Raw genomic sequence first — 12,889 nt, 5'->3', positions numbered from 1 at the left:
CCACACCGGGAGGAATGCACCATGAAACACACCAAAAAGATCACCATCCTCCACTCCAACGACCTGCACGGAGACTTTCTGGCAGAGCAGGTGGACGAAAAACTGGTGGGCGGCGTTTCCATGCTGTCCGGCTACATCGAAAAGGTGAGGGCAGAGGAGCCCAACACCCTCTACGCCATCGCGGGGGATATGTTCCGGGGCTCGGTCATCGATTCGGAGTACAAGGGCCTTTCCACCATCGAGATCATGAACGCCCTTGCCCCGGACATCGTCACCATCGGCAACCACGAGGTGGATTACGGCATCGCCCACCTGCTGTTCATCGAAAAATGCGCCCGGTTCCCCATCATCAACGCTAACCTCTACATCAAAAACACCCCCACCCGGCTGTTCACCCCCTACAAGATCCTGCGGGTGGACGGCATGAACATCCTGTTCATCGGCATCATCACGCAGGATGTCATCAACCAGACCAAATCCGAATCGCTGGTGGGCTCCTTTGTGGACACCGCCGCCGCTGCCGCCGAGGTGGGCAAAATCTGCAACGCCCACAACAGCATCGACATTGATTTCACCGTGCTGCTGACCCATATCGGCTTTGAGGAAGACCGCCATCTGGCCCGCCAGCTGGACCCGGCCTGGGGGGTGGACCTGATCATCGGCGGGCACAGCCACACCTACCTGGAACACGAGGTGGAGGAAAACGGCGTGATCATTGCACAGGCGGGCACCGGCACCGACCAGATCGGGCGCTTTGATATCATCGTGGACACGGACAACAACTGCATCGATTCCTACACATGGCGCACCGTGCCCATCTGCGCCGAGACCTGCCCCCGTAACCCTGCCATGGAGCAGGTGCTGCAGCGCTTCACCAGCCAGGTGGATGAAAAATACAGCCACATCGTAGGGCGCTTCCGCCGGGAGCTCACCCACCCCCAGCGCACGCAGGAGACTGAGCTTGGCAACCTGTTTGCGGACATCTTCACCCGCAGCCTTGGCATTGATGTCATGCTCATCGGCTCCGGCAGCATCCGGGCCGAAGCTGGCGCCGATTGTCACCTACGGCGACCTCATCGAGGGTTTCCCCTACGATGACGGCGTATTCATGTTCAAGGTGACCGGCCAGCAGCTGCGCCAGATGCTCCATTACATGCTGCGGGAGGAAGCCTACACCGGCCATACGGAGTTCTACCAGCTGCCCTCCACCCTGCGCCTGCGGTACGACCGCCGCAAGGGCGATTTTGATTACTTTACCTACTGCGGCAAGGAGGTGGGCAAGGAGATCAGCGACGATGCCCTGTTCACCGTGGGGCTGCAGAACTACCACTTTAAAAACATCGAAAGCTTTTTCAACATCTCCTACGACACCCTTTGCAAGCTCCAGAAGCCCCGCAGCGTGGCAACCTCCTGTCAGGATATCCTGATGGAATACTTCCGGGAGCACGAGATGCTGGACGCGGTGGTGGACGGCAGAATGACCATCCTGCCCCCGGCGGCAGGAGAGGGAGACTGACCCATGGGCACAGAAAGGAGGAAACGAACCATGCGCACCTTCTCGCTGGTGCTGCTGGGGCTGGCGGTGGGGGCGGCACTGTTTAGCCGCAGCCCCCGCAGCCCTGCCCCGACGCTGGCTGACCTTGAAACGTTGGAGTTCTGGGAGCAGGGCAGCTATATCCAGCCCATCTCCCGCACCTGCCTCACCCGCACCCCCGAGGGCACCCGGGTGGAACTGGAACTGTACCACGAAGAAGTGTATCAGGAGCAGGCCGGGCCGGAACTTCTGGAACAGGCCAAGGCCATTCTGGAAGAGTACGGCGTGGGCGGCTGGGCAGGCTTCTCCGGCCACGACCCCAACGTGCTGGACGGCAGCAGCTTCCGGCTGGAAGCCGTCCTTGCCGACGGCACCCGCATCGAAGCCCACGGGGAAAACAAGTTTCCCCCAAACTACCGGGACGTGATGAGCGCTCTGGACGACCTTACCGCCGCCGCTCAGAAAAACGCCCTGCAGCAATACACCCCATAACAGAAAGGAGCACACCATGAAACAACGATTCTCAAAACGAACGCGCCTTGTCAGTGCCCTTTTGACGCTGGCCATGGTATTCGCCTTCCTGCCCTTCAGCGCCTTTGCGGCGAGCACGGCGAACCCAGAGATCGATTTTAATTCGCCGGATTTTAAGCTTAATTTCCCGGATGAGGAATTTCAGCGCTTTCTCAAAGAATGCTGTGACAAAAACGGCGATGGCAAGCTCGATGTGGATATCAAGAATATGACGATTCCAACCAGTTATGCAATCAAAAGTCTTGAAGGAATCCGTTTCTTTGAAGATCTCGAAAAGCTGGATTGCCACGGTATCGGCTTGACAACACTTAATGTTGGCAAAAATTTCAAACTGAAGGAGCTGGATTGTTCCCAGAATCAACTGAAAAAGTCGGTTGATATTCTTTCAAGCGGACTGAAAAAACTGAATTGCTCCAATAATAAACTGACCTACATGAATCTGGGCATTCTCTCTGGGCTGAATCTTGAAGAGGTGGATTGCTCCAATAATGAAATAACGAATATCGTAATGGATAGCGTGGGGGAACTGGTCAAATTTGATTGTTCCAACAACGACCTGATGACGTTGGATGTCAGCCAATGCTCCAAGCTGCAACAGTTGAATTGCGCTGGAAATCAATTGATGGAGTTGGATGTCAGCAGCCAGACTCAGCTGACAGAGCTGGATTGTCACAATAATAAATTGACAGAACTGAACGTGGAACAGAATGGCAGCTTGACATCTCTGATATGCAATGATAATCAACTGAAAACGCTGGACCTGAGCCAAAATTACAGTTTGAGTAATCTGAATTGTGCAAAGAATCGGTTGGCTTGTGTGGACTTTTCCCATATGGTCGGAAGCAATATAAATGCTGATGAAAACAGGCACCCTATCGCAGTCCTTACAGACGGAACATTTAACCTGAACACTCTGCCCGGCTTTGACGTGGGAAAGGCAACCAACTGGTACGGCGGCACTGTTTCTGGCATGATTCTGACAGTGAAAGATGGCAAGGATGAGGTGAGCTACCAATACAATTGCGGCAATGGAGTAAACCCCACATTCATCTTTGAAACCAGTCTGCCCATCAATGAGGATAATTTCCCCGATGATAACTTTAGAAGTTACATCAAAACCTATATAGCAGGTAGCAGTAATGTCCTCACGGTGGAAGAACGAAGCAAAGTCGAAACAATCGAAGTCGAAGGAAAGAACATCAGCAGGTTAGAAGGCATTGAGGCGTTCCCCAACCTGAAAGTGTTGAAGTGCGGAAACAATTCTATCCAGAAATTGGACCTGAGACAGAATCCAAAGCTGGAAACGTTGAAATGCAATAAGAATCAACTGACCCAGCTGGAACTGAGCAAGAACCCGGGTATCAACTATCTGTATTGTTCCGAGAACCAGTTGGAACAGCTGGACGTGTCGCATCTGAAGTTGGAGTATCTCTATTGCTCGCACAATGATCTGAAGCAACTGGATGTCATAAATAGTAAGTGGCTGAAAGAACTCGACTGTTCCTGGAATCGGTTGACAGGGCTGGACTTAGATGTGGCTCATAAACCCAATCTGGTAAGGGTAGAATGCCAAAACAACAAGCTGACATCGCTGATTCTGGGCGAGAACCAAATGCTGGAGAAACTGAATTGCGCCAACAACCAGCTGCCCCAGCTGAATTTGAACAATATGAGTGCCTTAAAGGAACTGAATTGCGCCAACAACCAGCTGACCCAGCTGAATTTGAACAATATGATTTCCTTGAAGGAGCTGAAGTGCCAAAAAAACCAGCTGACCGCGTTGGACGTCAGCAGCAGTCCAAACTTGACTACATTGGTGCTTAAGAATAACCATCTCACCAGCCTGAATTTGGACAACAATCCGAATCTCAATTTCACTATTACGGATGTTTACCATTCCGATTTTAATAATGTTTACACCGTTACCCTGAACCCTGACCGTACGTTTGACCTGAGCACTCTGCCCGAGGGCTTTGATATAAAACGGGTTACAGAATGGTTCAATGGTACAGTCAAAGGGAACATTCTGACGGTCAATGAAGGCACAAAAGTAGTGTACTATGGTTATCAGTGCATAACTGGTGGTATAATGGATGCAAGTTTCACACTGGATGTGACTGGCACCGGCGGCGGCTCTACGGGCGGCGGCACGGTAACACCTCCGGAACCCCCGGTAACACCTCCGGAACCCCCGGTGACGCCTCCCTCCGGCGGCGGTGACGGCGGCGCAGGCATCGCGGTGCTGGCGGTTGGCGGCGCAGCGGTGGCGGGCCTTGTGGGCTACGGCGTGTACAACTACGCTGCCGCCCAGAAACTGCAGGCCCTGCTGCCGGAAGGCGCAGCCATGCCCGAGAACCGCGCCCAGACCGCGCTGCTGCTGTGGAACACCGCAGGCCGCCCTGAGCCTGCAGCCCAGCCCGCTTTCCCCGATGTAGCGGACCCGGATACCGCCAAGGCAGCCCAGTGGTGCGTGGAGCAGGGGCTGATGAAGCGCCGCCTGAGCGGCAAATTTGCCCCGGGCAGCAGCATCCCGGCCTATCAGGTGCTGAACGCCTACCGCAAGCTGGCAGGCTAAAACCTCTCCGCTTTTTCAGGCAAAACCATTGCGGAGCACCACCATACAGAACCCATCTGGCAGATCTGCGGTGATTTGTGGGAAAACGTGCAAAACAATCACTGAATTTCCTTGGAGTATCCCTAATATGGAAAGAATTGAAGTAATCGTTCGTATTACAAAAGATCATTGTCCCCCGCAAGAGCAAAAACTGTTTGAATGGGATGAAAGGGAACAGGAGCCAGCAGGTACATTAAGCTACCCCGGCCTTGAGATCAATTTGGAACAACGTCGTGTTTTCAAAAATGGACAGGAAGTGTGCATGAGCCGTTATGAATATGGCGTTTTAAGCTTTATGGCACAGCATCCGGGGCAGCTGTTTACAAAGGAGCAGATCTTTGAAGCCGTTTGGCAGCAGGATAGCGAGAGCTGTCTGACCGCTGTTACAAATACGATTGGGCGTATTCGACAAAAAATCGAGGATGATAGATCCGCTCCTGTTTATATCCGAACGATTTCTAACCTCGGCTACCAATTTATGCCGAATGTTCTGGTGGGAAAAGACTCCTTATAATGATAAAAGCCATACTCAATGGGCAATTTAGACCTTGAGTATGGCTTTTGTCATTATCTGGAAAGACAAAAATTGACATCCTTGCAATCGAAAACAATCTTTTCTAAAATAATATAGAAAAAAGATTTTAGGGGGCAGTAAGATGTTATCCTTTGAAGATGTTCTAAAAGAGTTTGATATTTTTTTGCAAACGGCATCCTATTTAGAAGTTCTTCCTTGCCGCTGGGGGTATGTTCGGCTTTTTAATGAGGGCGACCCTATCAACTTCTATGCAGTCTTGTGCCGTACTCCGCAAGAGCTATATGACACACTAGAAAATGATCTTGCCATTGAAAAAGAGGTTCAAAATCCACAACGAGACTGATTACGAGAAAATTATTGTGTAATTCGTTTGTTTTTCGTGTGCTTTTATTGAATGGCCTGCTAAAATATTGTGTATTCAGACAAAAAGAACGCCAGAAAGGTTTACAACGTCCTCGCTGGCGGCTCAAGTGTTTTTATTCTGATTTGAGAATTCTGTCAAATGGATCGCAAGCGATCTTGTGGCATCCAGCAATGTCTTTCGCATTTCTGGAGGACAAGCAAGATAAATCGATTCCAACTCTCGACATTCGCGTTCTGCTTCTGATAGGTTCGGGTTGATAACCGAATCCAGGGAAAGTGGTAGGACATGGAGAATGGCACTTAAAATGTCAAAAGAAGGATTCTGCTTTCCGTTTTCAATATTGGCGATATACTTCACCGAAACATTACTTTTCAGTGCCAGTTGATCTTGTGTCATTTTCATCGCTTTTCGGACAGCTTTTATCTGCTTTCCCAGAGCGATTGCATCTGCATTCGGCATTATCATCACCTCAATAGTATTGTATCGTTCTTACAGAAAGGACGGTATAACATCATCGTTCGGGTAATTTTGTCCTATTGTGCTGATTTACGCCTTTTCCCGGTCGAGTTATAAAAAAACGGTAACTCGTCCGGGTGATTCTACGCGCCATCCGATCACAGTTGCCGTTTGTGGAGGTAACTGTGATTTTTTATTGGGGTAACGCATCAAAAAAAGCCTGTCTGCTGCCGTAGACCAGAATGTCAACAAACCGGCACAATCGTTCCGTTTCACCACCTATAATCATGCCGATGTGCAATATTGCGCCAGCTTCCCACTGTGGGAGGCTGGCGTTTTTGCGCTTTTAAGGGCAAGGTGTCGTGGGCCACCACGATCCTTTTTGTCCGAATGTTCACATTCCGTAAAATAACTGGAGGATTATTGATAATGAAATCGACCTATTTGCTTCCGTGGTTCAAGATGACCACATGGTACTTCCGACTGTCTCGATTGCTGGAAGTTTCCAACGTCAAAAAGCGCACCAAAAATCATAGTGCTGATGCCGACCGTATTTTCATGTTGGTGAAAAATCATGTGCTGGCCGTATCCGGCATGGGAGATGAAGCTCCGCCCACTCCCGGCGGAAGAAACGGAGGGAGTGATGTTTTATGATCCTGCTGCAACGGGTGAACGAATCCAGAACCTCCGAAAAGACCGTGAAGTGACACAAGAACAGCTTGCCATCGACCTGAACATCAGTGACCGCTACATGAGAAATCTGGAGAAGGGTGAGAAAGTTCCGTCTGTCGACCTCTTTGTGGAGCTGCGGGAGCGATTTGGCTCCTCGCTGGACTACATCGTCTTAGGTGTGTCTGCGTCCCAGCGGGAGCAGGAGCTGCAAGATCAGCTGCAAATGCTCCGCAAAGAACTGAAAGAAATGCAGCGGCGGATTCTTGTTATGCTGGAAATGCTGGGCGAATCTGCTTGATCAAACGCTTTACTGTTGTAAACCGGAACGATTGGTTCCGGTGAAAATGGCAAAACCGGAACTACTGGTTCCTAACGAGAACTTCGGTTTTCAAGTACACTATGGTCACAGCAAGGGCAACACCCCAGACAGGGGACGACAAACCCGAAACTGTACCGTGTACCTTAAAAATTGAAGAAGCAGCTTTTCGGTACTTCCAGACAATGATACTTCCGTAATTCGCGGCCCGGTCAGAAAGCAGACGGGGTGGCTGAGATGCCAATGGAGCGGTGCAAATCCGCCGCCGGAAAGTTCCCACCTCCGGGGTGTCGAGGACAAATAGGAGAAAAACAGTATTTTTCAAACCACCAGTTGAGGATTTCTCGGCTGGTGGTTTTACATTTCCCATCAAAATACCGATATGGAGGAAATCTATATGAGTCGATTTTATAACAACTGCGTAGACGAAGCCAGCTTGACTACCCTCTGCCCGATTTGTCTGGATTCCTTTCAGGGGGCAAAGGGCGTTCGCGTCCGGCGCGCAGACCCTAAGCAGAAGATCAAGGATGTCTGCACCTACTGCCAGATTCGCTATGGTTTCGATTATTATGTACAGCCCGATAAGAACGCTGGGCAGTATGTGAAGCGAGGCCATTTCGATGATGAATCTGAATGCGCTTAAAATCGACCCGGAGTTTCAGGGCAAGATCCCGCCCCTGAATTTTGAAGAAGAACAACAGCTTGAGCAGAACATCCTCCACGAAGGGCGGCTGCTGAATCCCATTATCATCTGGAATGGCTTTATTCTGGACGGGCATACCCGCTACCGCATCCTGCGGAAGCATCCGTTGATCGCCTACCAGATACAGGAGATCGAACTGGATAACCGTTACGCGGCTCTTTCATGGATCTGCCAGAACCAACTCGGACGCAGAAATCTTGACCCGGAACGAAAGAAGTTTCTGATGGGCAAGCTGTATGAATCCGAAAAGCTGGCACGGGGCGGCTCCAAAGAGCGGGCACACGATGAGAACGGACGGTTCACCTCAATGGTTCAAAATGATCCATTGAGGGCAAAGCAGCTCTCCACCTGTGAGCGCATTGCCGCACAAAACGGCGTTGGGGCGGCTACCGTAAAGAGAGCAGAGAAGTATGCCAAAGGCGTAGACGCTGCGGAAGATGCGGTCCCCGGTGCAAGAGAGGAAATCCTGACCGGGCGCATCAAGGCAACGGATGCAGAAATCACCGCCTTGGCAAAAACGCCAAAGGCAGAAATTCCTGCTGCTCTTGCAGAATTGCGGAAGCCAAAGCAGGAACGTCAGTCCCGAAAAGCCGAAACCGCTTCTTCAAAACAAACACTTTCTGAAATCAGCAAAAGCATCCAAGGGCATCAACGCCAGCTTACTACCGAAGAAAGAACCTCTCTGAAAGCATCCATCGACAACCGCTATCAGGAACGAGCCGTTGCAAACGGTTCCCTGATGATGTGCGAAGTGCAGGGTGCGAAAGAGGACTTCATTCGCCGCTGGAATAGCATTTTCAAAGAATACCCGGATGTTTTTGAAGATTCGGACTGCCGCAAGATTATTCACGACTTGACCGAAGATGCCGTACAGTATCTTCTGAAAATAAAGGAGAAAACGCTATGATGCTTTCTAACCTGAACCTTTCCAGCCTGCCGGAGTGCAACTTTGAGGTGCGGTACGTTGACAGCATTCTGCTGAATCCCTGCGCCGAATATCAGCGGCTGCTCCGCATGGGCAAGGTTGCACGAATCGCAGCAAACTTTTCGGAGTACATCGCCAATGAGCCGAAGGTCAGCTACCGGGATGGCCGCTACTTCGTCTTTGATGGTCAGAACACCATTGAGGCACGGAAAACGTGCAACGGTGGGCGTGACCTCCCGATTCGCTGCAAGGTATTCTACGGCCTTTCTAAAGAGCATGAAGCCCTGCTGTTTGCTGTGCAGACAGGCATTTCCAGCGAACTGACCGCTGGTGAACAGCTTCGTGCCAAACTGATGGCACACGAAGAAAACGCCTGCGATTTTGTTTCGGTAACGGAGGACACAGGCGTTCGGTTTGCACTGGATGGGATTCGCGCTCCATGGAAAATCTACTGCATCCGCTCGGCTTACTACATCTACAAGAGCTACGGCACAGCCCTTTACCATGAAATGCTGAGTGTTCTCGTAGATGCGTGGGGCGGCGATTCTGATTCCTTTCTGTCGGGCATCCTGCATGGCATGGCTCGTTTTCTGGCTCTGTATCAGGGCGAATACAGCCGGGAACGGCTGATTCTCCGGCTGCGCACAGTGCATCCCAAGACCATCACCCGGTTGGCACAAAACGACACTGGCAATGTGGCAGACCGCCACATGAAACAGATCCTGTCCATCTACAACGGTGCTGGCCGTACCCACAATTTGCTCTGCAAGCGGTGATGAGCATGATTCCAGTCAACCGAAAATTTTTGCGCGGTGATATTTACTACGCCAATCTGGAGCCGCACCTTGGCTCCGAGCAGGGCGGTATCCGCCCTGTGGTCGTGGTGCAGAACAACACCGCAAACTGCTATTCGCCCAACCTCATTGTTGCGCCTGTCACATCCAATACTGCAAAGAGGCCCGATCACCAAGCCCACGTTCTTGTGGACGGTAATCGGGCTTTTTTGCAGCCCTCTATGATCTTGGCAGAATCTGTCCAGACCATCAGCAAGGGACGGCTGATCCGCCCGATGGGGCGGTTGAGCATCCCGGAACTCATTCGGCTTAATTATGCGCTGCTGTATCAGCTCGATCTGAACGAATGGGTATGGAGAAAGGAGGCCTATGAACGCTATCTGCGATACCACCGCTAAATCGGAAACTATTTCCGTCAAAGGCTGCAAGGTCAAGATTACTTATGCGCCTGCGGATACGGACTGTCTAGATGCGATCCAGAAGCTGCTGCAAACCACCATCCTGCGCACGGCAGGGCACACCGCTGCCTGACATCCTTGTGTTCCTTGAATGCGTGAGATAAGATAAAATCGAACTGAACCTTGAAAACAAAATATGGACGAAACACGTTTGATTTTTCCTTTCTCACTCAAAGAAAGAGAGATTGAAATGAAAAAACGTGTCTATACCTTATACCGTGTTTCGACAAAGGGACAGGTCGAGAAAGACGACATCCCCATGCAGAAAGAAGCCTGCCGCAACTTTGCAGAAAGTCAGGGCTGGGAGATCGTCAAGGAGTTTTCCGAGAAAGGCGTTTCCGGCTTCAAGAAGTCTGCCAAAGAACGTGACGAACTTCAGAAAATCCAACAGGCCGCAATGGAAGGCAAGTTCGACATCCTGCTGGTGTTCATGTTTGACCGTCTCGGTCGCCGTGACGATGAAACGCCCTTTATTGTGGAGTGGTTCACCAAGCAGGGCATCGAGGTCTGGAGCGTGAACGAGGGACAGCAACGGTTCGACACCCATGTGGACAAGCTGATGAACTACATCCGCTACTGGCAGGCATCCGGCGAGAGCCTGAAAACCTCTGTCCGTACCCGGACAAGGCTGGAACAGCTCACCGGGGAAGGCCACTACACGGGCGGCACCGTGCCTTACGGCTACAAGCGTGTCCGTCTTGGCCGGGTGAACAAGAAAAATCAAGAGGTCTGTGACCTTGTGATCGACGAAGCGGAAGCTGAGATCGTTCGGCTGATTTTCCACAAGTACGTTTACGAGGGCTACGGCGCACAGAAGTTGAGCCACTATCTTTATGAACAGGGAGTCGTAGGACGGAACAACAAAAACATTCCCAACACCAGCATCGTTCGGATGATCAAGAACAAAGGATACACGGGATACCTCATCAACGGTGCGGTGGAGACGGAGTGCCCACAGCTCCGCATCATCGAACCAGAGCTGTTCGAGCGGGCACAGGAACTGCGGCAGGCACGCACTTGTGAGCGTGGTGGTACTTCACTGGGCACCAGCTCCAAAGCCCTGTTGACCGGGCTGGTTTACTGCGGTCACTGCGGCAACCGCTTGAGCCTGACCAGCAGCGGACGGACACACACCTACGCCGATGGGCATACGGTGAAAGAAGTCCGGCCGCGGTATAGCTGCTTTTATAAGATTCGGCATCCGGGTGACTGCGATGGGCAGTCCGGCTATGGTGTTTCTAAGCTGGATTCCATTGTGGAAGAAGTTGTCCGGCAGATCTTCGCACAGTTCCGCGAGGTTTCCCGGAAGAAGCTGCTGGAATCGGTCAAGACTAACGATGCCGCCCGCATCCAGAAGAAAATCAAGAAAATCCAGAAAGACTTGGAAGCCAAGCAGAAAGAGCTGGACGACCTGAAAGCCGAAACCATCCTCGTCATCCGGGGCGTAAGTGCCTTGGACAAAGAACTGCTGGGCACACTGGTGGCCGAAGCAAAAGATGCACTGGAAACCCTGGAAAAGCAGCTCGTGCAGGCGCAGGAAGAATACGAAGAAGCCACCAAAACAGCAAAGCGTAGCAACTACATCTGCAACGAGCTGTTTACATGGGCGGATGTTTACGACACCGCCAACCACGATGAACGCCGCGCCATCTTGCAGCAGTTCATTACGGAGATTCGTGTCCGAAAAGACTACGAAATCTCGATCACCCTGAACGCCAGCTTCAACCAAGTGGAACAGCTCAAGGCTGTGTCAACCTACGATGGTGCGGAAATTTTTGAAGGAATTTCCGAGAAGGGGGCATAAAAGCGATGCACTTGCCCGCAGAACTCTGCAAAATGCAAAGAAGGAAGCGTGAAACCGATGGATTTTCAAAAAGTACATGGATGACCCCACCCGGTTCGCATCCGACTTCAGGGTTCGGAGCCCGGCACGGTCTGCCAAAGTTTTTTAGGCATAAAAAACGCCGCATCGTACAAAACGATGCGGCAAATTGGTGAGCCTAGAGGGATTCGAACCCTTGACCTCTCGGATGCGAACCGAACGCTCTCCCAGCTGAGCTATAGGCCCATATTGATGACGCTGATAGTGTACCGCGTTTTGGGGCGTTTGTCAAGCGATTTTAGAGAGCGCAAGCGGGGGACTTACAAGCGGCCGAGCTGCCAGAAGGCCACGGCGCTGGCGGCGGCTACGTTGAGGGAATCCACCCCGTGGGACATGGGGATCTTTACGGTGTAATCGCAGGCGGCAATGGTGCTGTTAGCAAGCCCGTCACCCTCAGTGCCCAGCACGATGGCAAGCTTCGGCTCGGCGGCAAGGGCGGGGTCGTCAATGCTGACCGAGCGGTCGCTCAGTGCCATGGCAGCGGTCTTGAAGCCCAGTGCGTGGAGCTGGGCGCTGCCGTTTTCCGGCCAGTCGGCGGGGCAGGCGCCGATCTGCGCCCATGGTACCTGAAATACGGTGCCCATGCTCACCCGCACCGCGCGGCGGCACAGCGGATCGCAGCAGGAGGGGGTAATGAGCACGGCGTCCATGTTCAGCGCGGCAGCGCTGCGGAAGATAGCGCCCACATTGGTGGAATCCACGATGCCTTCCAACACAGCCACCCGGCGGGCGTGAGCGCATACCTGCTCCACCGTGCGGGGCGCAGGGCGGCGGAAGGCGCACAGCACGCCCCGGGTCAGTGCAAAGCCGGTGAGCTGTGCCAGCAGCTCCCGGTCGGCGGTGTACACCGGCACATCGCCGCAGCGGGTCAGGATCTCCTGTGCCGGGCCGGTGATCTGCTTGCGCTCCATCAGCAGGGAAAGGGGCTGGTACCCGGCGTCCAGCGCCCGGGCGATCACCTTGGGGCTTTCGGCGATAAAAATGCCCTTTTCCGGCTCCAGCCGGTTGCGCAGCTGCGCCTGCGTGAGCCGGGCGTAGATGTCCAACTCCGGGGCGGTAAGGTCGGTGATCTCGTGAATGACAGGCATGGAAACGCTCCTTTGAA

16 protein-coding genes and 1 tRNA gene are annotated in these 12,889 nt (G+C 52.4%); 14 read left to right on the top strand and 3 right to left on the bottom strand.

The window, feature by feature from the left end:
* The first annotated feature begins 21 nt into the window (after window positions 1-21).
* The 6 genes from ACXPUX_RS12490 to ACXPUX_RS12465 all read left to right on the top strand — a co-directional run bounded on the left by ACXPUX_RS12490 (window position 22) and on the right by ACXPUX_RS12465 (window position 5,557).
* On the top strand, window positions 22-1,098 hold the full coding sequence (locus ACXPUX_RS12490) for a bifunctional metallophosphatase/5'-nucleotidase (protein WP_458828580.1): 1,077 nt from the start codon (window positions 22-24) through the stop codon (window positions 1,096-1,098).
* Window positions 1,007-1,516 (top strand): 5'-nucleotidase C-terminal domain-containing protein, encoded by a 510-nt coding sequence (locus ACXPUX_RS12485; protein ID WP_458828579.1) that lies wholly within the window; start codon window positions 1,007-1,009, stop codon window positions 1,514-1,516. The genes ACXPUX_RS12490 and ACXPUX_RS12485 overlap by 92 nt, the downstream gene beginning before the upstream one ends.
* A 30-nt stretch (window positions 1,517-1,546) precedes the next feature.
* Window positions 1,547-2,026 (top strand): hypothetical protein, encoded by a 480-nt coding sequence (locus ACXPUX_RS12480; protein WP_458828578.1) that lies wholly within the window; start codon window positions 1,547-1,549, stop codon window positions 2,024-2,026.
* Between the two features lie 16 nt (window positions 2,027-2,042).
* Window positions 2,043-4,640, top strand: coding sequence for a leucine-rich repeat domain-containing protein (locus ACXPUX_RS12475; protein ID WP_458828577.1), 2,598 nt, complete (start codon window positions 2,043-2,045; stop codon window positions 4,638-4,640).
* A gap of 127 nt (window positions 4,641-4,767) precedes the next feature.
* Window positions 4,768-5,193, top strand: a complete 426-nt coding sequence (locus ACXPUX_RS12470) for a winged helix-turn-helix domain-containing protein (RefSeq protein WP_457999767.1) — start codon at window positions 4,768-4,770, stop codon at window positions 5,191-5,193.
* Between the two features lie 142 nt (window positions 5,194-5,335).
* A complete protein-coding gene (locus tag ACXPUX_RS12465) occupies window positions 5,336-5,557 on the top strand; it encodes a hypothetical protein (protein WP_005939505.1) in 222 nt (73 codons plus the stop codon).
* Between the two features lie 123 nt (window positions 5,558-5,680).
* Here the strand turns inward: ACXPUX_RS12465 and ACXPUX_RS12460 are convergent, their stop codons facing one another.
* A complete protein-coding gene (locus ACXPUX_RS12460) occupies window positions 5,681-6,037 on the bottom strand; it encodes a helix-turn-helix domain-containing protein (protein WP_458828576.1) in 357 nt (118 codons plus the stop codon).
* 426 nt (window positions 6,038-6,463) lie between these two features.
* Here ACXPUX_RS12460 and ACXPUX_RS12455 point away from each other — a divergent pair, with 426 nt between their 5' ends.
* The 8 genes from ACXPUX_RS12455 to ACXPUX_RS12420 all read left to right on the top strand — a co-directional run bounded on the left by ACXPUX_RS12455 (window position 6,464) and on the right by ACXPUX_RS12420 (window position 11,706).
* Complete coding sequence (locus ACXPUX_RS12455; protein WP_005939514.1) at window positions 6,464-6,688, top strand: hypothetical protein; 225 nt, start codon at window positions 6,464-6,466, stop codon at window positions 6,686-6,688.
* Window positions 6,678-7,004 carry a helix-turn-helix domain-containing protein gene (locus ACXPUX_RS12450; RefSeq protein ID WP_049935196.1) on the top strand — a complete coding sequence of 109 codons (327 nt, stop codon included), beginning with the start codon at window positions 6,678-6,680 and terminating at the stop codon, window positions 7,002-7,004. The genes ACXPUX_RS12455 and ACXPUX_RS12450 overlap by 11 nt, the downstream gene beginning before the upstream one ends.
* Before the next feature lie 415 nt (window positions 7,005-7,419).
* Complete coding sequence (locus ACXPUX_RS12445) at window positions 7,420-7,665, top strand: hypothetical protein (RefSeq protein WP_097783479.1); 246 nt, start codon at window positions 7,420-7,422, stop codon at window positions 7,663-7,665.
* A complete protein-coding gene (locus ACXPUX_RS12440) occupies window positions 7,643-8,632 on the top strand; it encodes a ParB N-terminal domain-containing protein (protein ID WP_458828575.1) in 990 nt (329 codons plus the stop codon). The genes ACXPUX_RS12445 and ACXPUX_RS12440 overlap by 23 nt, the downstream gene beginning before the upstream one ends.
* A complete protein-coding gene (locus tag ACXPUX_RS12435) occupies window positions 8,629-9,426 on the top strand; it encodes a DUF6551 family protein (RefSeq protein WP_458828574.1) in 798 nt (265 codons plus the stop codon). The genes ACXPUX_RS12440 and ACXPUX_RS12435 overlap by 4 nt, the downstream gene beginning before the upstream one ends.
* 5 nt (window positions 9,427-9,431) lie before the next feature.
* Window positions 9,432-9,842, top strand: coding sequence for a type II toxin-antitoxin system PemK/MazF family toxin (locus tag ACXPUX_RS12430; RefSeq protein WP_458828573.1), 411 nt, complete (start codon window positions 9,432-9,434; stop codon window positions 9,840-9,842).
* The gene (locus ACXPUX_RS12425) at window positions 9,814-9,975 is read left to right on the top strand and encodes a hypothetical protein (protein WP_236132200.1); all 162 of its coding nucleotides are present in this window, start codon (window positions 9,814-9,816) and stop codon (window positions 9,973-9,975) included. The genes ACXPUX_RS12430 and ACXPUX_RS12425 overlap by 29 nt, the downstream gene beginning before the upstream one ends.
* Window positions 9,976-10,092: 117 nt before the next feature.
* Window positions 10,093-11,706, top strand: coding sequence for a recombinase family protein (locus ACXPUX_RS12420; protein ID WP_458828572.1), 1,614 nt, complete (start codon window positions 10,093-10,095; stop codon window positions 11,704-11,706).
* A gap of 188 nt (window positions 11,707-11,894) precedes the next feature.
* Here ACXPUX_RS12420 and ACXPUX_RS12415 read toward each other — a convergent pair.
* Both ACXPUX_RS12415 and ACXPUX_RS12410 read right to left on the bottom strand, forming a co-directional pair.
* A tRNA-Ala gene (locus ACXPUX_RS12415) sits at window positions 11,895-11,970 on the bottom strand.
* Window positions 11,971-12,044: 74 nt separating this feature from the next.
* Entirely contained in the window at window positions 12,045-12,872 is an 828-nt protein-coding gene (locus ACXPUX_RS12410) for a TrmH family RNA methyltransferase (protein WP_249241727.1), read from the bottom strand.
* Between the last annotated feature and the right edge of the window lie 17 nt (window positions 12,873-12,889).

It is taken from the genome of Faecalibacterium sp. PGM34 (genome assembly GCF_054456555.1).
The sequence above is the reverse complement of the archived record's forward strand: the minus strand, read 5'-3'. Positions and strand labels throughout refer to the sequence as shown.